21 protein-coding genes are annotated in these 21,511 nt (G+C 66.4%); 10 read left to right on the plus strand and 11 right to left on the minus strand.

The window, feature by feature from the left end; genetic code table 11:
• Nucleotide 1: 1 nt before the first annotated feature.
• The 3 genes from ACODTJ_RS08685 to ACODTJ_RS08695 form a co-directional block, all read right to left on the minus strand.
• On the minus strand, nt 2–1,060 hold the full coding sequence (locus ACODTJ_RS08685) for an ABC transporter ATP-binding protein (RefSeq protein ID WP_454655526.1): 1,059 nt from the start codon (nt 1,058–1,060) through the stop codon (nt 2–4).
• A 20-nt stretch (nt 1,061–1,080) separates the two neighbouring features.
• On the minus strand, nt 1,081–1,896 hold the full coding sequence (locus tag ACODTJ_RS08690; RefSeq protein ID WP_454655525.1) for an ABC transporter permease: 816 nt from the start codon (nt 1,894–1,896) through the stop codon (nt 1,081–1,083).
• Nucleotides 1,897–2,055: 159 nt separating this feature from the next.
• Entirely contained in the window at nt 2,056–3,291 is a 1,236-nt protein-coding gene (locus ACODTJ_RS08695; protein ID WP_454655524.1) for a metal-dependent hydrolase family protein, read from the minus strand.
• Nucleotides 3,292–3,503: 212 nt separating this feature from the next.
• Between ACODTJ_RS08695 and ACODTJ_RS08700 the strand changes: the two genes are divergently transcribed.
• Nucleotides 3,504–4,613, plus strand: coding sequence for a CaiB/BaiF CoA transferase family protein (locus ACODTJ_RS08700; RefSeq protein ID WP_454655523.1), 1,110 nt, complete (start codon nt 3,504–3,506; stop codon nt 4,611–4,613).
• On the opposite strand, the gene ACODTJ_RS08705 is transcribed toward ACODTJ_RS08700, so the two are convergent.
• Nucleotides 4,582–4,827: a hypothetical protein gene (locus tag ACODTJ_RS08705; protein WP_454655522.1), complete on the minus strand. Its 246-nt coding sequence runs from the start codon at nt 4,825–4,827 to the stop codon at nt 4,582–4,584. The genes ACODTJ_RS08700 and ACODTJ_RS08705 overlap by 32 nt on opposite strands.
• Before the next feature lie 36 nt (nt 4,828–4,863).
• On the opposite strand from ACODTJ_RS08705, the gene ACODTJ_RS08710 reads away from it, so the two are divergent.
• Nucleotides 4,864–5,607 carry an aspartate/glutamate racemase family protein gene (locus tag ACODTJ_RS08710; protein ID WP_454655521.1) on the plus strand — a complete coding sequence of 248 codons (744 nt, stop codon included), beginning with the start codon at nt 4,864–4,866 and terminating at the stop codon, nt 5,605–5,607.
• Between the two features lie 10 nt (nt 5,608–5,617).
• Here the strand turns inward: ACODTJ_RS08710 and ACODTJ_RS08715 are convergent, their stop codons facing one another.
• A complete protein-coding gene (locus ACODTJ_RS08715) occupies nt 5,618–6,529 on the minus strand; it encodes an NAD(P)-dependent oxidoreductase (RefSeq protein ID WP_454655520.1) in 912 nt (303 codons plus the stop codon).
• Nucleotides 6,530–6,630: 101 nt separating this feature from the next.
• Between ACODTJ_RS08715 and ACODTJ_RS08720 the strand changes: the two genes are divergently transcribed.
• Nucleotides 6,631–7,701 carry a LacI family DNA-binding transcriptional regulator gene (locus ACODTJ_RS08720; RefSeq protein ID WP_488848192.1) on the plus strand — a complete coding sequence of 357 codons (1,071 nt, stop codon included), beginning with the start codon at nt 6,631–6,633 and terminating at the stop codon, nt 7,699–7,701.
• Between the two features lie 161 nt (nt 7,702–7,862).
• Here the strand turns inward: ACODTJ_RS08720 and ACODTJ_RS08725 are convergent, their stop codons facing one another.
• The 5 genes from ACODTJ_RS08725 to ACODTJ_RS08745 form a co-directional block, all read right to left on the minus strand.
• Entirely contained in the window at nt 7,863–8,768 is a 906-nt protein-coding gene (locus ACODTJ_RS08725; protein WP_488848194.1) for an NAD(P)-dependent oxidoreductase, read from the minus strand.
• A 73-nt stretch (nt 8,769–8,841) separates the two neighbouring features.
• On the minus strand, nt 8,842–9,744 hold the full coding sequence (locus ACODTJ_RS08730) for a carbohydrate ABC transporter permease (protein ID WP_454655517.1): 903 nt from the start codon (nt 9,742–9,744) through the stop codon (nt 8,842–8,844).
• Entirely contained in the window at nt 9,737–10,693 is a 957-nt protein-coding gene (locus ACODTJ_RS08735; protein ID WP_454658945.1) for a carbohydrate ABC transporter permease, read from the minus strand. The genes ACODTJ_RS08730 and ACODTJ_RS08735 overlap by 8 nt, the downstream gene beginning before the upstream one ends.
• 74 nt (nt 10,694–10,767) lie before the next feature.
• Nucleotides 10,768–12,072, minus strand: a complete 1,305-nt coding sequence (locus ACODTJ_RS08740; RefSeq protein ID WP_488848196.1) for an ABC transporter substrate-binding protein — start codon at nt 12,070–12,072, stop codon at nt 10,768–10,770.
• A gap of 233 nt (nt 12,073–12,305) precedes the next feature.
• Nucleotides 12,306–13,358 carry an ABC transporter ATP-binding protein gene (locus tag ACODTJ_RS08745; protein ID WP_454655515.1) on the minus strand — a complete coding sequence of 351 codons (1,053 nt, stop codon included), beginning with the start codon at nt 13,356–13,358 and terminating at the stop codon, nt 12,306–12,308.
• A 240-nt stretch (nt 13,359–13,598) separates the two neighbouring features.
• Between ACODTJ_RS08745 and ACODTJ_RS08750 the strand changes: the two genes are divergently transcribed.
• The 3 genes from ACODTJ_RS08750 to ACODTJ_RS08760 all read left to right on the plus strand — a co-directional run bounded on the left by ACODTJ_RS08750 (nt 13,599) and on the right by ACODTJ_RS08760 (nt 16,275).
• Complete coding sequence (locus ACODTJ_RS08750; protein ID WP_454655514.1) at nt 13,599–14,375, plus strand: FadR/GntR family transcriptional regulator; 777 nt, start codon at nt 13,599–13,601, stop codon at nt 14,373–14,375.
• Nucleotides 14,376–14,521: 146 nt separating this feature from the next.
• A complete protein-coding gene (locus ACODTJ_RS08755) occupies nt 14,522–15,496 on the plus strand; it encodes a 2-hydroxyacid dehydrogenase (protein WP_454655513.1) in 975 nt (324 codons plus the stop codon).
• The gene (locus tag ACODTJ_RS08760) at nt 15,481–16,275 is read left to right on the plus strand and encodes an AprI/Inh family metalloprotease inhibitor (RefSeq protein WP_454655512.1); all 795 of its coding nucleotides are present in this window, start codon (nt 15,481–15,483) and stop codon (nt 16,273–16,275) included. The genes ACODTJ_RS08755 and ACODTJ_RS08760 overlap by 16 nt, the downstream gene beginning before the upstream one ends.
• A 39-nt stretch (nt 16,276–16,314) precedes the next feature.
• On the opposite strand, the gene hppD is transcribed toward ACODTJ_RS08760, so the two are convergent.
• Nucleotides 16,315–17,451, minus strand: coding sequence for a 4-hydroxyphenylpyruvate dioxygenase (gene hppD / locus ACODTJ_RS08765; RefSeq protein WP_454655511.1), 1,137 nt, complete (start codon nt 17,449–17,451; stop codon nt 16,315–16,317).
• A gap of 133 nt (nt 17,452–17,584) precedes the next feature.
• On the opposite strand from hppD, the gene ACODTJ_RS08770 reads away from it, so the two are divergent.
• The 4 genes from ACODTJ_RS08770 to ACODTJ_RS08785 all read left to right on the plus strand — a co-directional run bounded on the left by ACODTJ_RS08770 (nt 17,585) and on the right by ACODTJ_RS08785 (nt 21,458).
• Nucleotides 17,585–18,055, plus strand: coding sequence for an Lrp/AsnC family transcriptional regulator (locus ACODTJ_RS08770; RefSeq protein ID WP_454655510.1), 471 nt, complete (start codon nt 17,585–17,587; stop codon nt 18,053–18,055).
• 99 nt (nt 18,056–18,154) lie between these two features.
• Entirely contained in the window at nt 18,155–19,039 is an 885-nt protein-coding gene (locus tag ACODTJ_RS08775; RefSeq protein WP_454655509.1) for a tellurite resistance TerB family protein, read from the plus strand.
• Between the two features lie 218 nt (nt 19,040–19,257).
• Nucleotides 19,258–20,148, plus strand: coding sequence for a UbiA family prenyltransferase (locus tag ACODTJ_RS08780; protein WP_454655508.1), 891 nt, complete (start codon nt 19,258–19,260; stop codon nt 20,146–20,148).
• Nucleotides 20,145–21,458: an FAD-binding oxidoreductase gene (locus ACODTJ_RS08785; RefSeq protein ID WP_488848200.1), complete on the plus strand. Its 1,314-nt coding sequence runs from the start codon at nt 20,145–20,147 to the stop codon at nt 21,456–21,458. The genes ACODTJ_RS08780 and ACODTJ_RS08785 overlap by 4 nt, the downstream gene beginning before the upstream one ends.
• The last annotated feature ends 53 nt before the right edge of the window (nt 21,459–21,511 follow it).

Below are 21,511 nucleotides of genomic sequence, written 5' to 3' on the forward strand. Positions count from 1 at the left end.
TTCAGGCTCCTTGCGGATAGACGAGCCCGGCGCTTTCGGCCCAGCCTATCGTGATGCTCTCGCCGACATGCGGCTCGGCGAACCCGACCTTGTTCGGGATCTGCAGGAGCATGCGGTCCTGCTCGTTGAGCGCGACCTGCACGTCGAGCAGCGCGCCGAGATAGGAGGCATGCTCGACCCGCGCCGGAAAGCGGTTGGGTAACCCATCCGCCTCAGCCCCGACCGCGATCCGCTCGGGCCTGAGCGCCAGCGTCGCCGGTCCGGGCGCGGCAGCGGCGATGCAGGCGATGTCGAGCCCGCCGCCCGTGCGGAAGCGCCCCTGCCCCGTCACCTGCCCTTCGATGAAGGCGCTGCGCCCGATGAAGCCGGCGACGAACCGGTCGGCCGGTTTCTCGTAGAGCTCGCGCTGGGTACCGATCTGGCGCACCTGCCCCTTTTCCATGACGACGAGGCGGTCCGCCATCGTCAGCGCCTCCTCCTGGTCATGGGTCACCATGATCGTGGTGAGGCCGAGCTTCTGCTGCAATTCGCGGATCTCGATCCGGACTTCGAGCCTGAGCTTGGCGTCGAGATTGGACAGCGGCTCGTCAAGCAGCAGCACCTTCGGCTCCATCGCCAGCGCGCGGGCGAGCGCGACGCGCTGCTGCTGGCCGCCGGAGAGCTGGCGCGGATAGCGCTCGTCGAAGCCGCCGAGCCGGACAAGCCTGAGCGCCTCGGCGACGCGCGGACCGCGCTCGGCCTGCGGTACCTTGTGCATCTCCAGCCCGAAGGCGACGTTCTGCGCGACGGTCATATGCGGGAACAGCGCATAGCTCTGGAAGACCAGCCCGCAATGGCGCTTCCACGGCGGCAGGTTGGTGACGTCCTGCTCGCCGATCGTGATCGCCCCGGAGGTCGGCGCGATGAAGCCGGCGACCATGCGCAGGGTCGTCGTCTTGCCGCAGCCGGAGGGGCCGAGCAGCACGAGGAATTCGCCTTCGGCGACCGCGATGTCGACATCGTCGACAACCGTCAGCGCGCCGTAGGTCTTCTTCAGATGCGAGATCGAGAGACGTGCCACGTTAGTATCTCGCCATCCGTTCACACCACCCGGCTCAGTTTGACATAGCGATCGGTCACGACCATCGCGACGCAGATCAGGACGATCTGGATCAGGGATGCCGCCGCCACCGTCGGATCGATCTTCCATTCGAGATACTGGAGGATCGCGATCGGCAGCGTCGTCCGCCCCGGCCCGACCAGGAACAGGCTCATCTCGAGATTGCCGAACGAGGTCACGAAGCCGAACAGAGAGGCCGCGACGATGCCGGGCCGGATGCTCGGCAGCGTCACCCTCCAGAAGGTGGTGACCGGGCCGGCGCCCAGATTCTGCGCGGCCTCCTCGATCGAGCGGTCGAAGCCCGCGAGGCTCGCCGTCACAAGCCGGACCACCCAGGGGATCACGACGAGCGTATGCGCGGCGACGAGACCCGCGAGCGAGCCCATCACCGGCCATTGCGTGGCGATCTCGACCTCGATCTGGAAGACATAGGTCGCAGTGCCCAGCACGATGCCGGGCATCACCAGCGGCAAGAGCAGGAGCGTGCTGATGCCACCGCCCAGCGGGATGCGGTGGCGCACCAGCGCCAGGCTCGCCGGCACCCCCAGCAGAAGGCCGATCAGCGTCGATGCAATGGCGACCTGAAGGCTCAGCGTGAAGCCGTCGATGAAGGACTTGTTGTTCGCCGCCCCGGCGAACCATTTCAGCGAGTAGCCTTCCGGCGGAAAGGACGGGATCTCCTGTCGGAAGAAGGCGAGCCAGGTCACGAAGATCAACGGAAGCAGGATGAAGCCGAGCGAAAGCGCGGCTGCACCGTTCAGGGCGTAGCGCCCGAATCGCTGCGAACCGGCGCTCACCCGACGTTTTCCCGATGGCAGGCCGCTCCCGCTGCCTGCCGCTTGCTGTCCACTGCGAAAACCAAAACCGTCCCCTCTTTTGTCAGACAGTTTGCGACGCCACTTACAAACAGTGAAGCCTGCATTTCCGTCATGCGCCGGCTGGCGCTTCGGCAGGACTCAGTGCAGCGTGTTCTTGTGGAAGGCGCCGCCCTTCATGATCGCCGCCAGGTGCTTGCCCTGCTCCTGGAACAGCGCGAGGTCCTTCAGCGGGTCGCCATCGACGAGGATCAGATCGGCGAAGGCGCCGGTCTGAACCGTGCCGAGCTTGCCTTCCATGCGCAGGATCTGGGCACCGACCGTGGTCGCCGAGCGAATGATCTCCAAGGGCGAGAGCACCTCGCGGCGCAGCAGGAACTCACGCGACTGCTCGCTCTGCAACTGGCCGAGCAGGTCCGAGCCATAGGCGACCGGCACGCCGGCGCGCTTGCAGATTTCGAGGGAGCGCAGGCCGCCATCGATGACGAGATCGTTCTTGGCTAGCATGTCGCCGGTCATGCCGAACTCGGCCGCCCGCTCCTTCATCGCGTAATAGGCGACGAGATTGGCGGTGAGGAACATGTTGTTCTCCGCCATCAGCTTGGCCGAGGCCTCGTCGATCAGGTTGCCGTGCTCGATCGCGCGCACGCCGCATTGAGCCGCCCGCGTGATCGCCTCCGGCGTATAGGCGTGGGCGCAGACATAGCGGCCGAAGGCCTTCGCCTCCTCGACGGCGGCCTTCACCTCGTCGACGCTGAACTGCATCGAATCCAGCGGGTCATAGGGACTGGCGACGCCGCCGGACATCATGATCTTGATATGGTCGGCACCGAGCCGCATCTGCTCGCGCACCGATTTGCGCACCGAGGAGACGCCGTCGGAGACGTTCATCGTATAGGCCATGGCGTTGCAGCAATGGCAGCGCGCGCCGAAATCGGTGCGCCGGCGCGGGTCGCTATGGCCACCGGTCGGGCCGATGGCGGCGCCGGCGATGAACAGGCGGGGACCCGCGACATCGCCCTTCTCGACCGCTTCCTTGATGCCCCAGTCGGCGCCGCCGGTATCGCGCACGCTGGTGAAGCCGCGGTCGAGCATGCCCTTCATCAAGCGGACGGCGCGCGCCGTCATCAGCGTCAGCGGCATGCTCTCCATCGTCCGGATATAGACCTCGGACAGGAAGACATGGACATGGCTGTCGATCAGGCCCGGCATCAGCGTGCGGCCGCCGCAATCGACCACATCAGCCTTGGCGAGCTTCAGCGGCTTATCGGAGAGTTCGCGGATTTTGTCGCCTTCGACGACGAGCTCGTAGCCCTGCCGGAGCTCACCGAAACCGGGTTCGAGCAAAGCGAAGTTCTTGAAATGCAGCATCGTCATCACCGCCTCCGAACATGCCTGCCGGGAAGCACCCGGCCCCAGACGTCAGCATGATATGCACGCAACATCCAACTTGTCGACAGCGCAAAAAGCGCATTTGGCGGCCCCGTACCGCCCATCGCGCGCAGGGCGGGGGCGTCCAACGGTGAGCGGCGTTGCGCCCCTCGCGGTTGGCAGCTTCACTGCGCTCCGAACGGAGATTCGCACGCGCCATGCCGGGACCACTGGACGGGATCAAGATCGTCGACCTGACCACGGTCATCGCCGGCCCCTATGCGACGCAGACGCTCGGCGACATGGGCGCCGATGTCCTCAAGATCGAGCCCCCGGGCGGCGACATCATGCGGGCACCGGGTCCTGCGCGCTCGCCGGGCATGGGCGCGGCTTTCCTCAACTGCAACCGCAACAAGCGCAGCATCGCACTGGACATGAAATCGGCCGGGGATCTCGCTCGCCTGCGCGAACTCGTCGCCGATGCCGATATCTTCATCCACAACATGCGGATGGAGGCGGCGCGCCGGAACGGGCTCGATCCGGAGACGCTGCTCGCCCGGCATCCGCGGCTGATCTACTGCGCCATTGTCGGCTTTGGGCAGGACGGGCCCTATCGCGACCGCCCGGCCTATGACGACGTCATCCAGGCCGCCTCGGGCTGGGCCGCGCTGGCTGAGCGCAGCGGCGATGCTCCGGCCTATGCGCCCACCATCGTCGCCGACAAGACGACCGCCCTCTTCGCCGTCGGCGCGATCAATGCCGCGCTCTATCACCGGGCGGTCTCGGGGGAAGGCCAGGCGATCGAGGTTCCCATGTTCGAGGCCATGGTCTCCTTCCTCGCCGTCGAGCATCTCGGCGGCCGCAGCTTCGAACCTGCACTCGGTCCAAGCGGTTATTCGCGCGTCCTGTCGCAGCATCGCCGGCCCTATCGCACGGCGGACGGCTTCATCGCAGCGATGCCCTATACCGCTGCGCATTGGCACGCCCTGTTCGAGGCGGCCGGTCGCGAGGACTGGGCCACGGAACCGGCGCTCAGTGACGGCGCAGCCCGCGCCGCGATGATCGACACACTCTATGAGCGGCTGGCGGAGTGCCTGCTGCATCGCCCGTCCGCCGAATGGCTGGCGATCCTCGACCGGATCGATGTCCCTTGCTCCGCGATCAATACGCTCGACGACCTGCTGGACGACCCGCACCTGAAGGCGACAGGCTTCTTCGAGACGGTCGAGCATCCCGAGGAAGGGCGGCTCGTCACGACGAAGCCACCGATTCGCTTCAGCCGGACGCCCTGCGCGATCACGAAGCAGGCGCCGAGCCGGCCGCGCTGAGCGGCAGCGCGATCACGCCCTTGCTGTAGGCGCTGCGGAATGCGAGAACGCCGGCAGTGCCAACGACGACCGGCCATGCCGGAATGGAAGCACTGTTTCTCCATTCCTCCGCTTGCAGGCCGAACGGCATATCTGCTGTTGATTTCAAACCGATGAGACATCGTTCACTCCTGACCGCCGCTGCCTGGCCATTGCGCAATCGCTCGATCGGCAACGGCCAGCGGCTGAATCACGGATTGTGAGGCCTCGCTTGCGCATTCTCCTGCTCAACCCCAACACCATGCCGGAGATGACGGCGCTGGTCGCGCGCGTGGTCCAGCCCTATCTGCCGGCACAGGCCGAACTCGTGCCGATCACCGGCCGCTTCGGTGCGCAGTACATCGCCAGTCGCAGCGCCGGGGTCATTGCCGCCCATGCCGCGCTCGAAGCCTTCGCCGAGCATGGCAGGGACTGCGACGGCGTCTATCTCGCCTGCTTCGGCGATCCCGGGCTGCTGGCCCTCAAGGAGATGGCTCGCATCCCGGTGATCGGCATGGCGGAGGCCAGCAGCCGTTATGCCGCGGAGAAGGCTGAGCGCTTTGCCATCGTCACGGGCGGCGAACGCTGGGGGCCGATGCTGCATGAATTCGTCGGCTCGATCGGGCTGGGCAATCGCCTCGCCGCCGTCGAGACCGTCGCGCCGACCGGCGCCGACATCGCCCGCGATCCCGACGGTTCGATCGCCATGCTCGCCGAGGCCTGCCGCCGCGTCGCCAAGCGCGACGGTGCAGGCGCGGTCATCCTCGGCGGCGCCGGCCTCGCAGGACTCGCGCCCCGCGTCCAGCCGCATGTCGACGTGCCCGTGATCTGCTCGGCCGAAGCCGGCATCCGGATGCTGCTGGCCGAGCTGGCCCAGCCTCGACCCAAGCCGCAGGAAGGCGACCTCGCCCTGCCGGCGCCGGTGGCTAGCACCGGGCTTTCGGCAGGTCTTTCCCAGTTGCTGGCTCAACCCTGAACCGATCTCGTCAGCCCTTGCCGGCGAGCGAGGTGCCGTTCAAGCCCGCGATCCAGTCCGACAGCATCGGCACGTAATCCTCGCCCTTGCCGCTGGCGACGGCGGCGGCGTAGCTGTTCTTCACGGCGTTGCCGATCGGATTGGCGACGCCGGCCTCATTGGCCACGCTCTCCAGATAGCGCACGTCCTTCAGCGCATTGGTCAGCGTGAACTTGTGGGCGTCCCGGTCGCGCTCCAGCACGTATTTCATGAAGGTCTGGTAGAAGCCGCAATCCATCCGGCTGCCCCGCAGCACGCTGTCGAAGGTCTGGGGCGTGATGCCGATCTTCTGGCCGAGCGTCAGCGCCTCCGCATAGATCGCGGCGTAGCCGAGCGACAGGAAATTGTTGATCAGCTTCATCTTGTGGCCGTCGCCGACCGGTCCGAGATGCACGATCTTCTGCGCCCAGGCCTCGCAGGCCGGCTTGATCCGCGCGAAGACCTCCGGCGAGGCTCCGACCATCGCCGAAAGCTGGCCGAGCGCGGCCTGTGCCGGTGTGCCGCCGAGCGGTGCGTCCGCCAGATGCAGCCCCTTTGCCTCGAGCTCGGCCGCGAGCTTCACCGTCACCGTCGGGTCCGAGGTCGAGCAATCGACGACCACGGTGCCCGGCTTTGCCCCGGCAATGATGCCGTTGTCGCCTCTCAGCACGGCCTCGACCTGGGGCGAACCGGTCACGCACAGGAAGATGATTTGGGAGCGCGAAGCGAGCTCCTTCGCCGTCTTCGCCTCCACCGCGCCGGCCGCGACCAACTCCTCCACCGGCTTGCGGTTGCGGTGCCCCATCACGGTGAGGGGAAAGCCCTTGTCGACGAGATTGCGGGCCATGCCCTGCCCCATCAGGCCGACGCCGATGAAGCCGATCGACTCTTTCTGTGCGCTCATCTTCAAATTCTCCCGCTGATATGGTTGAGATGGAGCCGGAAGTCGGCGAAATGGCCCGACCGGAAGCCGGCCGCGAGGCCCGCGCTCACTGTGGACGAGTCATGACCGCCAGCGACCCGCCCGGGCCCCGACAGCCCAAGACCCCGCCCCCTGCCGGCCGCAGCCGCGTCACGCTGCAGGTTATCGCCGAGCGCCTTTCGGTCTCGACCGCGACGGTGTCGCTGGCGCTGCGCGGCTCGCCGCTCGTGGCGGAAGCGACGCGCAGCCGCGTGCGCGAGATCGCCCGCGAGATGGGCTACAGCTACAACCGCAGCGCCGCCTCGCTGCGCACCGACCGCACCAACATCATCGGCGTCGGCTTCCACGAAATCATCAATCCGTATTTCGCCGAGTTGCTGGCGGCGATAGAGGAAACCGCGGCCCGCCATGACCGCTCGATCCTGCTCGGCACCTATTCCGAGAATCTGGACCGGCAGCAGCGCGTGCTCAGCACGCTCGCCGAATACCGGCCGGACGGCATGGTCCTCTGCCCCGCCGGCGCCAGCACGGCCGAGAACCTCCTGCCGCTCGTCGAGGCCGGCATCCCGATCGTCCAGCTCTCGCGTGAAATCCCGGAGCTCGATCTCGATTTCGTCGGCTCCGACGATCGCCACGGCACCAATCAGGCGATGGAGCACCTGATCGGGCTCGGCCACCGCCGCATCGCCTTCCTCTGCGCCAACGAGAACATCTCGACCGGCCGCAACCGCTATGCCGGCTATCGCGAAGCGCTCACCCGCCACGGCCTGCCCTTCGATCCGCAGCTGGTCCATTTCGACTACGGCACCCGCGAGAACGGACTGAAAGGCATTCAGCAGGTCCTCGACGCCGAGACCCCGCCGACCGCTGCCGTCTGCATGAACGATCTCGCCGCCTTCGGCGCGATGCTCGGCCTGCGCCATCGCGGGCTGGAAGCCGGCAGCGACTTCTCGATCGTCGGCTGCGACGACGTGAAGGAGGCGGCGCAGTGGTTCCCCGCGCTCACCACGGTCTATAATTTCCAGAACGACATGGGCGCCAAATCGGCCGAGTTCCTGCTCAACCGCATCGCCGATCCCACCGCCCCGACTCAGCGCCTGCTGCTGACGCCGGCCCTCCACGTCCGCGGAACGACCTGCCCGCCGCCGCGCTAGGGGCGCATCTCTCAAGCCCTCATCCTGAGGAGGCCCGCAGGGCCGTCTCGAAGGATGTTCCAGCATGCTCAGGAACCTCCTGGAACATCCTTCGAGACGCGCTTCTCCGAAGCGCTCCTCAGGATGAGGGCTGAGGACATCCGCCATGGAACCAACGCCCTTCAGGCATCGTTCGCCGGCTTGGCGTTGAGCGCCCGATAGGCCCGGACCACCTGCGAATCGTCGCGCCCGCCATGGCCAAGACCGGAGGCCGACAGGAACATCTGGTGCGCCGCCGCCGCCAGCGGCAGGGCCGTCTTCGCCGCACGCCCGGCATCGAGCACGATGCCGAGATCCTTGACGAAGATATCGACGGCGCTCGCCACCACCGGATCGGGCTCATGCATGCGCGGCCCGCGATCCCAGAGCATCCAGGACGAGGCGGCCGAACCACCCATGATCTCGAAGAGCAGGCGCCCGTCGATGCCCGCCTTCTCGGCCAGCGACAGGGCCTCGGCCGCGACCGCTATATGCACGCCGCAGAGCAGCTGGTTGACGGTCTTCACCGTCGCGCCCTGCCCTGCCTTCTCGCCGACATGGAAGACCTTGTCGCCAAGCGCATCGAGCACCGGCTTCGCCCGCGTGAAGCTGTCCTGGGGCGCGCCGACCATGATGGTCAGCGTCGCGTTGCGCGCGCCGTTCACCCCGCCTGAAACGGGGGCGTCGATAAAGTGCCGGCCGGTCTTCATGACCTCCGCCGCGATCGCCTCCGCCTCGCCCGGCGGGCAGGTCGCCATCAGGATCACGTTGGCCCCCGGCGCCAGCGCCTCCAGCGCTCCGGCCTCGAACAGCACTGCGCGCGCCTGCGCGGCATTGACGACCATCAGCACCAGCGCCTCGGCACCATCAGCAGCTTCCTTCGCGCTCGCGGCCGCATGGCCCCCGGCCGCGACGAGCGCCTCACGCGCCGCCTCCCGCATGTCGAAGCCTGTCACGCGGAACTGCTTCCTGACGAGGTTCTCGGCCATCGGCGCGCCCATGGCGCCGAGCCCGACGAAGGCGATGCTGGAGATCGGTTGAACGGACATGAGGCAGACACTCTCGGAACGAAAGCGGGCACAGCTCGCGCCATGCCCGCAGGAAATCCGGCATTGGCGCCGGTTACTCCTTCACCGCACCCGTCATGGACGCGACGTAGTAGTCGACGAAGAAGGAATAGAGGATCGCAACCGGGATCGAGCCGAGCAGAGCGCCGGCCATCAGCGAGCCCCAGTGATAGACGTCGCCCTCGACGAGCTGGGTCAAGACCGCGACCGGAACCGTCTTCTTCTCCGCCGACTGGATGAAGGCGAGCGCATAGATGAACTCGTTCCAGGACAGGGTGAAGGCGAAGATGCCGGCAGAAATCAGGCCGGGCATGGCGAGCGGCAGCGTGATCCGCCACAGCGTCTGCAGCCGTGTCGCCCCGTCGATCATCGCGCATTCCTCGAGCTCGTAGGGGATCGACTTGAAGTAGCCGATCAGGAGCCAGGTGCAGAACGGGATCAGGAAGGTCGGATAGGTCAGGATCAACGCCAGCGGCGAGTCGAACAGCCCGAACTGGAAGATCAACGTCGCCAGCGGAATGAACAGGATCGAGGGCGGCACGAGATAGGCGAGATAGATCGCCAGACCGACATATTGCGAGCCCTTGAAGCGCAGGCGCTGGATCGCATAGGCGGCGAGCACGCTGGAGAACAGCGAGAGCGCCGTCGCCACGGCCGCGACCATCATCGTGGTCCACAGCCATTGCGGATAGTCGGTCTGGAACAGCAGCTTGTGGATGTTCTCCAGCGTCGGCGACTTCACCCAGAACGGGTTGTTGTTCTTGTAGTCGAGCAGTTCCCCGTTCGGTTTGATCGCCGTGATCGCCATCCAGTAGAATGGGAACAGCAGCACGAGCACGAAGACCGACAGCGGCAGGTAGAGCGTGATGAAGCGCCGCGGGCCGGACGACCAGTCGATGACGCCTTCGCGCTCCTTGTCCGTCAGATGCGGGCGCGCTCCGAGGGTCTGGTCAGTCATTGTCTTCCCCCTGCTGCCACTTGCGCCGGGACAGGCCGTAATAGCTGAACAGCGTCGCCATCACGAGGAACGGGATCATCGCAACCGCGATCGCCGCACCCTCGCCGAGCTGGCCGCCGGGAATGCCGCGCTGGAAGGCGAGCGTCGCCATCAGATGCGTGGCGTTGACCGGCCCGCCGCGGGTGATCGCGTAGACCAGCTGGAAATCGGTGAAGGTGAACAGCACCGAGAAGGTCAGCACCACCGCCAGGATCGGCATCAGCATCGGCAGCGTGACATGCCGGAAGCGCTGCCAGGAATTGGCGCCGTCCAGCATCGCCGCCTCGTAGAGCGAGGGCGAGATCGTCTGCAGGCCGGCCAGCAGGCTGATCGCCACGAAGGGGATGCCGCGCCAGATATTGGCCGCCATCAGCGAGAACCGCGCCGGCCAGGGCTGGCCGAGGAAGTCTATATAGGTGTCGCGCCAGCCGAGTATGTCGACGAGCACATAGGAGATGATCGAGAACTGCGGATCGTAGATCCACCAGAAGGCGATCGCCGAGAGCACGGTCGGCACGATCCAGGGGATCAGGATGATCGCCCTGAGCAGCGACTTGAACGGCAGATGGTTGTTGAGCAGCAGCGCCAGCCAGAGGCCGAGCGCGAATTTCCCGAAGGTCGCCACGCCCGTATAGAGCAGCGTGTTCCAGACCGAGGTGATGAACACCCGGTCGTGCCAGAGCGACACGAAATTCTCGAAGCCGATGAAATGCCCGACGCGGCCGATGCGCGTATCGGTGAAGGCGAGCCAGATGCCCAACCCCAGGGGATAGCTGAGGAAGACCAGCAGGAAGCCAGCTGCCGGCAGCAGGCACAGGAAGATCAGGAACGGCTTGTAGTCGAACAGACGCACCAGCCAGTTGTGTTGCAGGCTGTGGACGGTTCGCGATTCGGCGGCAGCAATGGCCATGGCGCCCTCGCGTTCGAGCAGGCTATCGTCGGCCGCCGGACGAACCGGCGGCCGCATGTATCCGGATCAGCGCATCAGGTCCGGTAATAGCGCTTGGCGCGGCGTTCGGCCTCGGCCGCGGCCTCTTCCGGCGTCGCCTGACCGGCGCAGACCGAAGCGACCATCTGGACGACGACATATTCGGCGTTGACCGTGCCGGCCGCCTCGTTGATCGAGCCCTTGTAGCCGCTCCAGAGCGCGCGCTCCCAGGTGTCGCGGTAGACGAGGATCTTGGGATCGCCCGACCAGACCTTGCTCTCGGCATAGCCCTTCAGCGGCTGGGTCCAGTAGCCGAAGCAGCCGGTCAGCCACTTGTCGTACTGCTCCTTCTCCATCATGAAGCGGAGATATTCCTTCGCCGCGTTCGGGAACTTGGTGTGCTTGAACGCCATGGCGTTGATGATCAGCGCCGGCTCCGACGGACGCCCGAGCGGGCCGACCGGCATCGTGGCATGGTTCAGGTCCTTGCCGATCGCCGCGGTCTTCTCGTCCTTCGAGTTCTTGATCGAGAAGTAGAGCGAGACGCCGTTCTGGGTCAGGCCGATTTCACCGGCGGACAGCGCCTTGTTGTTGCTGATGTCGAGCCATGAGAGCGTGCCGGGAATGAAGGTCTCGTAGAGCGCCTTCGCGTATTTCAGCGCCGCGATCGTCTCCTTCGAGTTGATCGCGACCTTGTTGTTCTCGTCGACCATGTAGCCGCCATGGGTCCAGACGAGCCAGTTGCAGAAGGCGTTGCCGTCGCCGACCGCGTTGCCGAGCGCGAAGCCGGCGGGGTGGCCGTTCGCCTTGAGCTTGCGGCAGAGGTTGAGGAAGCCGTCGAGATCCTTCGGGAAGGTGTCGAAACCCGCTTCCTTGACCCAGGATTCACGATAGACCGCCGGCGCGCCGGAGGCGCCCATCGGGATCGAGACCCACTGGTTGGTCTTGTCCTTCTTGCCGTATTTCTCGGCGATCGGGTACCAGCCACCATTCTTCTTGCCGAGTTCCTCGGCGATCTCGGTGAGGTCGATCAGTTTGTCCGAGAAGATATGCGGATCATCGGCCCAGCCGACGACGATATCCGGCCCGGCGCCGGTATTGGCGGTGACCGCCGTCTGCGGACGCAGGTCTTCCCAGCCGGCATAGTCGACGCGCACCGGCACGCCGGTCGCCTTGGTGAAGGCCTCGGTGTTCTCGTTGAAGATCGCCTGGTCGGGATCGACGAACTTGGTCGGGCGCAGCACGCGCAGCGTCGCGCCCGGCTCGATCTTGGCCTGCGCGATGGACGGCGCGAACGGCAGCGTGGCGCCCGCCGCGAGCCCGGCGCCGCCGATCAGAACGTCTCTTCTGGAAATGCTCATGGAAACCGTCTCCTCCGTTGGTGCGGCGGCGGCCTGCATGGGACCACCGTCCTGCATGATTTATGGGCGTTGACAGCGATCATCCGTCGCTCCGCCTGGCGGGAGCGGCGAATTCCTTGGAGCCGGGTCCGATCAGGCGTGAAGAAGGCCGATCGGGAAGGCCGGCTCTGAATTCAGCATCGAGAACGCGCCTCGCTCGGCCGGGTCGCATCGCAACCCGGCCGATGCTCGTTCTAGATACGCTTGCCTGTCGCCGCGTCGAACAGATGCGTGACGCTGGTATCCGGCGTGATGCCGATCGTTTCGCCGGGCTTGGCCAAGATGCGCTCGCGGAAGATGCAGGTCAGATCCTGCCCGCCGCAGCGGACGACGACCTGCGTCTCCGAACCCATCGGCTCGACGACCGCGACCTCGGCCTTCAGGCCATTGGGATCGAGCCGGAAGTGCTCAGGGCGGATACCCAGCACCGCAGCTTGCCCGTCGGAGCCGATCGGGTGCTTGCCGATGGGCCAGACCGTGCCACCTTCGGTCTCGAAGCCGTTGCCGACGATCTTGCCCTTGAGCAGGTTCATCGAGGGCGAGCCGATGAAGGCGGCGACGAAGAGATTGGCCGGGTTGTCGTAGAGATCGAGCGGCGCGCCCATCTGCTCGACGATGCCGTCATGCATCACGACGATCTTGTCGGCCATGGTCATGGCCTCGATCTGGTCGTGCGTGACATAGACCGTCGTGGTCTTCAGGCGCTGGTGCAGCTCCTTGATCTCGGTGCGCATCTGCACGCGCAGCTTGGCGTCGAGATTGGAGAGCGGCTCGTCGAACAGGAAGACCTGCGGATCGCGCACGATGGCGCGGCCCATGGCGACGCGCTGACGCTGGCCACCCGAGAGCTGGCGCGGATAGCGGTCGAGCAGCTTGGTCAGGCCCAGGATCTGGGCCGCCTTGTTGACGCGCTCGTCGATCTCGCTCTTCGGCGCCTTCCTGAGCTTCATCGAGAAGGCCATGTTGTCGGCGACCGTCATATGCGGATAGAGCGCATAGTTCTGGAACACCATGGCGATGTCGCGTTCCTTGGGCGGAACGTCGTTCACCACGCGCGGGCCGATCTTGATCTCGCCGCCCGAGATGTTCTCGAGCCCCGCGATCATGCGCAGCAATGTCGATTTCCCGCAGCCGGACGGACCGACCAGGATGACGAACTCGCCGTCGTTGATGTCGATATCGACGCCGTGGATGACCTGCGTCGACCCGTAGGCCTTGCGCACATCGGCGATCTGGACTGAGGCCATGCCGTCCTTCCCTGCTTTCCGTTCCCTGGTCGCTCCGCCCGTCATGCAGGCGGCTCACGACCACAATCGGTTTCTTGTGACCGAATGATGAAAGCGGATATCGCCCGATCCCGGCGATTGTCTCCGTTCCAATCTGCGATAAAGTCATACGATAGAAGCGGGCCTGTCAAGCACCGCCACAACCTCCGGGATGCCGTAATTTCAGGCTGGCCGGAAGTGCCTGAGGGAGGGGCATCAGCGATGCGGGTACGCGATTTCTCGCGACCGACGACGCTCAATCCGGACCGGCTTTTCGGCCAGGTCGCCCAGAAGCTCGCCGTCGCGGTCATCACCGGCCGCGTCCGGGCAGGCGAGGTCCTGCCGAACGAGGATGACCTGCGCTCGGAAATCTCGGTCTCGCGCACGGCCTATCGCGAGGCCGTCAAGATCCTGACGGCGAAAGGACTGGTCGAGGCGCGCCCGAAGAGCGGCACGCGGGCCGCGCCGCGCGAGCGCTGGAACCTGCTCGACCCCGACGTCCTGTCCTGGCATTTCGAGGCCGATCCCAACGAGAAATTCATCCGCGATCTCTTCGAGTTGCGCCGCTTCGTCGAGCCCAGCGCGGCGCGCCTTGCGGCGCAGCGCCGGACCTCGACCGATATCGCCCGTATCGAGGCGGCCTATCGCGGCATGGCCGACGGCGCGCCTTACGCCGAGAACACGATCCGGGCCGACCTCGCCTTCCACGAAGCGATCTTCTCCGCCTGCCAGAACGCCGCGCTGCAATGCCTCTCCAGCGCCGTCATCGCGACGCTGCAATGGTCCTTATTGCTCAAGACCGGCGACGAGGCCGCCTATGTCGAATCCCTGCCCGATCACGAGCACGTGCTGCTCGCCATCATCGATCGCGACGGCGACCTCGCCTCGGCGCGCATGGCCGGCCTGGTCATCGACAGCCTGAACACGACGCTGGCTTCGCTCGGCACGCATGTCGCCACGGAGACGGGGAAAATCGCCAGAATAAAGCATACTAAATGAGCGCCTCGCTCATCGGCGGGACGTGATCGGATAGCGCTCATGCGACGACCGGGCTATGCCGTTCCGGCAGGCCGCGCCATTCCATTTTAATCGATTCAGACCACCCGAATCAACGACCTTCGCCACCACAGACGGACAGCCCGACAATGACAGCCTCGACCAAGCCCGAAATCGTCCAGACCGGCCCGCTGATGGCCTATGCGGCCGACCAGCTCAAGGCCCGCTTCACCGTCCATGAATTGTGGAAGGCGGCCGATCGCGCCGCCCTGCTGCGCGAGGTCTCCGGCCGCGTGCGCGGCGTCGCCGCCGGCGGCGGGCACAACCGCGTCGATGGCGCGCTGTTCGACGCTCTGCCGAAGCTCGAGGTCATCTCCAGCTTCGGCGTCGGCTACGACCATGTCGACGCGGCTGAAGCCGGCAAACGCGGCCTCGTCGTCACCAACACGCCCGACGTCCTGACCGACGAGGTCGCCGACCTCGCGCTCGGCCTGCTGATCGCCACCGTCCGCCAGCTGCCGCAGGTCGACCGCTATCTACGGGAGGGTCAATGGCTCAAGGGCAATTACCCGCTCACCACCTCGCTGCGCGGTCGCAAGGTCGGCATCGTCGGCCTCGGCCGCATCGGCAAGGCGGTGGCGCAACGCGTCGAGGCCTTCGGCCTGCCGGTCGTCTATCACGGCCGCTCGCGCCAGCCCGACGTGTCCTATCCCTACTATCCCTCGCTGGTCGACATGGCCGCCGATGTCGACACGCTGATCTCGGTCGCGCCGGGCGGCGCCTCGACCCATCACATCATCAATGCCGAGGTGCTGAAGGCGCTGGGTCCCAACGGCATCCTGGTCAATGTCGGCCGCGGCACCGTCGTCGACGAGCAGGCGCTGATCAAGGCACTCAAGGACAGGACCATCCTCTCCGCCGGCCTCGACGTCTTCGAGGACGAGCCGCGCGTGCCGGCAGAGCTGATCGCGATCGAGCATGCCGTGCTGCTGCCCCATGTCGGCTCTGCCTCGGTTCATACCCGCGAGGCGATGGGCCAGCTTCTGGTCGACAACCTGGTTTCATGGTTCGATGGCAAGGGCCCGCTGACGCCCGTGTCGGAGACTCCATGGAAAAAGGCCTGATCCACCGGCTTCTGCCACTGTTGATCCTCGCCGCCGGCGCCCTGCCGGCGGCCGCCCAGACGGCGCCGTTGCCGCGCGGCGCCGACAAGGCACCCGAAGCAATCCGCCACTGGCTCGGCGCCTGGGAGCTTGCAACGGCCGATGCCTCGCGAAGCTGCACCGTCACGCTCGGCGCGGAAGCCACAGGCAACCGGCGTCAGTTGCGCTTCCCGGCCACCTGCCGCCGCGCCTTGCCGATCCTCGATACCGCCGCATCCTGGACGCTGAACGGCGCAGGGCAGCCGCAGTTCATGGATGCAGGCGGCAAGGAGGTCATCGCCTTCCAGGGCGGATCGCCCGAGGCCGGCCTCAACGGCAAGGGCAGTGACGGCAAGCCCTACAAGCTGTCGTCGGGAGCCCATCCGCGCGTCTCACCGCAGGTTGCGCAGAGCTCCGCCGGGACGGCGGCCCAACGCATCACGCAAGTCGACCCCGCGACCGCGCCAGCAGCTTCTTCGTTGCCCGGCCGTTATGTCGTAATGCGCCAGCAGAACCGCGAGGCCTGCCGCCTCGTCCTGTCGCCTGCCTCTGCCGGTGGCCGCCAGCCAGCCGCTTTCGAAGGGCTCTGCCCGGATACCGGCCTGACCATCTTCGACCCCGTCGGCTGGCGTTATGCCGACGGCCGCCTGACGCTCGTCGCGCGCCGAGGCCACGGCACCGACCTCGTCTTCGAGAACGGCCAGTGGCGCAAGGACCCCGCGGTTGGCGCCCCGCTTCTGATGCGCAAGCTCGCGCCGTAGCGTGCATGGCCGGGCTGGCCGGCCGTGCAGCGTGGAGCTCTATTCGGCAGCAGCCGCCGGGCTCAGGACGCCCCTGCGAATCTGGTCTTCCTCGATCGATTCGAAGAGCGCGCGGAAATTGCCCTCGCCGAAGCCATCATCGCCCTTGCGCTGGATGAACTCGAAGAAGATCGGTCCGACCACCGTGGCCGAGAAGATCTGCAGCAGCACCTTGCTCATCCGGCCCTGTTTCTCGCCGAGCGCGACCGCGCCCTCGCCGTCGATCAGGATGCCGTTGGCCTTGAGCCGCTCGACCGGCTCGCCATGGTTCGGCACGCGGGCATCGACCTTCTCGTAATAGGTCGCGGGCGGCGAGGGCATGAACGGCAGACCGTTGCCGCGCAGGGCCTCGACGCTGGCATAGATGTCGCGCGAGCCCATCGCGACGTGCTGGATGCCCTCGCCCTTGTACTGGCGCAGGTACTCCTCGATCTGGCTCTTGTCGTCGAGCGACTCGTTGATGGGTATGCGGATCTTGCCGCAGGGCGAGGTCAGCGCACGCGAGATCAGGCCGGTCAGCTTGCCCTCGATGTTGAAGAAGCGGATCTCGCGGAAATTGAACAGGTTGCCGTACCAGTCGGCCCAATGGTCCATGCGCCCGCGCATGACATTATGGGTGAGGTGGTCGAGATAATACAGGCCGGCCTGCTCCGGATGCGGGTCGCGCTCGCCGATCCACTCGAAATCGACATCCCAGATCGAGCCCTTCTCGCCGTAGCGGTCGACAAAATAGAGCAGCGAACCGCCGATGCCGCGCACCGCGGGGATCGCGAGCTCGCCCGGTCCGATCGCGCTTTCATAGGGCTCGGCGCCGAGCGACACGGCCCGCTCGAAGGCATGCTTCGCATCGACGACGCGGAAGGCCATCGCGCAGGCGCAGGGGCCATGTGCGGCGGCGAAGGCCTGGGCGAAGGAATCGGGTTCCGCGTTGACGACGAAATTGACGTCGCCCTGCCGGTAGAGCGTCACTTGCTTCGAGCGGTGGCGGGCAACCTTGGTGAAGCCCATCGTCTCGAAGAGAGCGCCGAGCTTCTCCGGTTCGGGATGGGCGTATTCGACGAACTCGAAACCATCCGTGCCCATCGGGTTGGCGGCCGAGATCGCAGGCGGGGCGGCATCGTGCGGAAACGGACCCATGGGCATTCCTCCTGTCTGCTCTTGTCGGGATGATCGATCATCGCGCAAATGGCAGGCGAGTTTCGTGCAAACTTGCCTCCTTTCGAGAATTCGATGCATGATCCGTGCATCATGGATGTTGCAGGCGCATCATATGGCCACGCTCGACGCACTCGACTGGCGTCTCCTCGACGCGCTCCAGAACGACGCCTCCCTGACCAACGCATCCCTGGCCGAGACGGTCGGGCTTTCGGCGAGCCAGGTCTCGCGCCGGCGCCAGCGGCTGGAGCAGGAGGGGGTCATCCGTGGCTATCGCGCGGCATTGGAGCCTTCCGCCGTCGGCCTCGGCGTCATCGTCTTCATTCATGTCGCGCTCGACACGCATTCGCGCGACAATGCCCGCCGCTTCCGCGATCTCGTGCGATTGACGCCAGCGATCCTCGAGGCCCATGCCCTCACGGGCGAGGCTGATTACCTGCTGAAGGTCGCCGTAGGCGACCTCAAGGCGCTCGCCCGACTGGTCAACGAAATCCTGATGCCACATGAAAGCGTGGCCCGCGTGCGCTCCGAGATCGCGCTGGAAACGCTGAAGGAACCGGGAGTGCTGCCGCTGCCGATGACTTGAGCGCCAAGCTGTGCAAACTGACGCCTTGGTCGCACCGTTTTCATGCCGCTGATCGATCCCGACTGCGCGGCATCACGACCGCCAACAGGAGAAACCTAGATGTTCAATGCCAAATCCCTGCTCGATGCCCTGATCAATGCCGGCAGCCAGGCCGGCACGCAGGCAGGGCAGCAGGGCGGCCTCGGCGGCATGCTCGGCGGACTGGCCGATCAGGTCCAGCGCTCGGGCGGGATCGGCGGCCTGGCCGGACAGATCCTGACCCAGGCGACGCAGGGCCTTGGCGACGCGGCGCGCCAGACCGGCGTGCAACAGGGCGCCGGCGAAGCACTCGGCCGGGTCACCGGCGGCCGGACGCCGGACCAGCTCATCGAGCAGGCCAAGGGCATGTTCACCAGCAACCCGGCGCTGGCCACCGCCGTGCTCGGCGGTCTCGGCGCGCTCGTCTTCGGCACCAGCACGGGCCGCTCGGTCGCCGGCTCCGCAGCCAAGCTCGGCGGCCTCGCCCTGATCGGCGGCCTCGCCTACAAGGCCTACCAGAACTATCAGGCCGGCAAGCCGCTGCTCAACGCAGCCCAGCAGGAAGTACTGCCGGCGCCGGCCGGCACCGGCTTCGAGCCGCAGGCCGCGACCGAGGCCACGGCCCTCGTCTTCATCCGCGCCATGATCGCGGCGGCCGCCGCCGACGGCCATATCGATGCGGAAGAGCGCAGCGCGATCCTCGGTGGCCTGAAGGAAGCCGGCCTCGAACAGGAGGCGCATGCCTGGCTGGCACAGGAGATGGCGAAGCCGGCCTCGATCGACACATTGGTCGAGGCGGCCGAAAGCCCCGAGCTCGCCGCGCAGATCTATACGGCGGCGCGCATCGCCATCAATCCGGACAACGCCGCCGAGAAGGACTTTCTCGCTGGCCTCGCCGGCTCGCTCGGCCTCGATGCCGAACTGGTCGCCAATATCGACGCCGCCGCCAGCGCCGCCAAGGTCTGACAGCCTCGGCCGGCGCCTGATCGCGGCGCCGGCCACCTCGGGCTTTCGCGGAATGCGGAAGCCCGATGTTAAGCATGGCGTTGAAATCACTGCCCGTTTCGACGCCACATGCACCCTCGCTTAGGATTTTCCAGCCGATAACGCCCGCGCCGGTCGAGCCGGTGGCCGGGTTCCGCATCGCGGAAGCCGACCCATGTCTTAGGGAGACGGGTCGAACCATGTCTGTGACCGCGATGATCAGAGCGATGCGGCCGCACCATTGGCTCAAGAACGGCCTCGTCTTCGTCCCCATCCTGCTCAACCACGACGCCTTCGATCCGCACGCGCTTTGGCTGGGCCTGATCGCCTTCGTCGCCTTCAGCCTGATCGCCTCCGCGGTCTATCTCCTGAACGACATCAAGGATGTCGAGGCGGATCGGCGCCACCCGACCAAGCGCAAGCGCCCGCTCGCGGCCGGCGAGATCACGGCGGCACAGGCCTATGCCGCCGTCCCCATCCTGCTCATTGCCGCCTTTTCCATGGTCATGCTCGTCCCGCAGCCGAAGAACTTCCTCCTCGCGCTGCTGGCGTATCTCTTCCTGGCGCTGGCCTATCTGCTCTTCCTCAAGCGCAAGCTTCTGGTCGATGTGCTCGGCCTCGCCGCCATGCACACGCTGCGCATCCTCGCCGGCAATGCCGCCGCCGCCATCGCGATATCGTCCTGGCTGCTGGCCTTCGCGATGTTCCTCTTCCTCAGTTTGGCTCTGGTGAAGCGCTATGCCGAACTGCGCCTGACTCAGGATCAGTCCGGGCTGAAGAAGGCGGGGCGCGGCTATCAGGCCGAGGATATCGAGGCGCTGTCGCAGCTCGGCATGGCCTCGGGCTGCACCTGCGCGCTCATCATGGCGCTCTATGTCGACAGCGCCAACGTGAAGCAGCTCTACAGCCAGCCCAAGCTGATCTGGCTGATCTGCCCGATCATCCTCTACCAGATGGCACGGATCTGGTTCCTGGCCCGCCGCGGCCAGATGCCGGACGATCCGCTGGTCTTCATGATCCGTGACTGGCGCAGCCAGTTCATGGGGCTGCTCGTGGTCCTGATCATGGTCGCCGCGACCTTCCTGCCGTGACCGCGCCCTTGACCGATTACCGATCCTGGGGCGGACTTGCGGCCCGCGGCAGCACAATCCTCGACGCCCGCGACTGGCTCGACGCGCCTCACCGCCCGCGCCGCCCGCTCCTCGCCTATGGCAACGGCCGCTCCTATGGCGATTCCTGCCTGAACGACGGCGGCACGCTGATCGATGCACGCAGTCTCGACGACATCCTCGCCTTCGATCGCGAGACAGGCCTCATCACCTGCGGCGCCGGCCTCATGCTCGATCGCCTGCTCGAGATCGCCGTGCCGGCCGGCTGGTTTCCGCCGGTCACGCCCGGCACCGCCTTCGTCACCGTCGGCGGCGCGCTCGCCAACGACGTTCACGGCAAGAACCACCACGGCGCCGGCACCTTCGGCTGTCATGTTCGCGCCTTCGAACTGGCACGCTCGGACGGTCAGCACCTGATCTGCGCCCCCGATCTCAATGCCGAGCTCTTCGCCGCGACAATCGGCGGCTTCGGCCTGACCGGGCTCGTGACGCAGGTGACGCTGCAGCTCATGCCGATCGCATCGGCCGAAATGGCGCAGGAGGTCCTGCCCTTCGACAATCTGGCACGCTTCTTCGAGATCGCCGCCGCCTCCGACGCCACGCATGACTACACCGTCGCCTGGATCGACTCGCTCGCCAGCGGCCGTCATTTCGGCCGTGGCGTCTTCTTCCGGGCCAATCATGCCCCCGCATCCGACGAGCCGCCGCCGCGGATGGCACGCTCGCTGCCGTTCCCGCTGAAGCCACCCTTCCCGCTGATCAACCGCGTGACACTCGGAGCCTTCAACTGGCTCTACCGCAACAGCCAGCCGCAGGGCGGCAGCGAGCGCCGCGTCCCCTATAGGCCGTTCTTCTATCCGCTCGACCGCATCTACGACTGGAACCGCGCCTATGGCCCGAAGGGCCTGCGGCAGTTCCAGTGTGCCGTCCCGCGCGACGGTGCGCCCGAGACCGTGGCCGAGATGCTCAGGCAGACGCTCGCCGCGGGCGAAGCCTCCTTCCTGACGGTGCTGAAGCTCTTCGGCGACAAGCCCTCGCCCGGCCTGATGTCCTTCCCCATGCCGGGCGCGACGCTGACGCTGGACTTCCCCAATCGCGGCGAGCGAACCGAACGATTGCTCGCCCGGCTCGACAGCCTCGCCATTGCCGCTGGCGGACGGGTCAATCCCTACAAGGATGCTCGCATGTCATCAGCGACCTTCGCGGCCTCCTTTCCGCGCTGGCGCGACTTCGCAGCTCATATCGACCCGGGCTTTTCCTCCGATTTCTGGCGGCGGGTCACGACGCGGTAGGATCGGCCTGCGACATCACAGCCCGGTGAGGTACGCGCGACAACGGTTTCCCG

This window comes from Allobosea sp. FG18 (genome assembly GCF_057809495.1).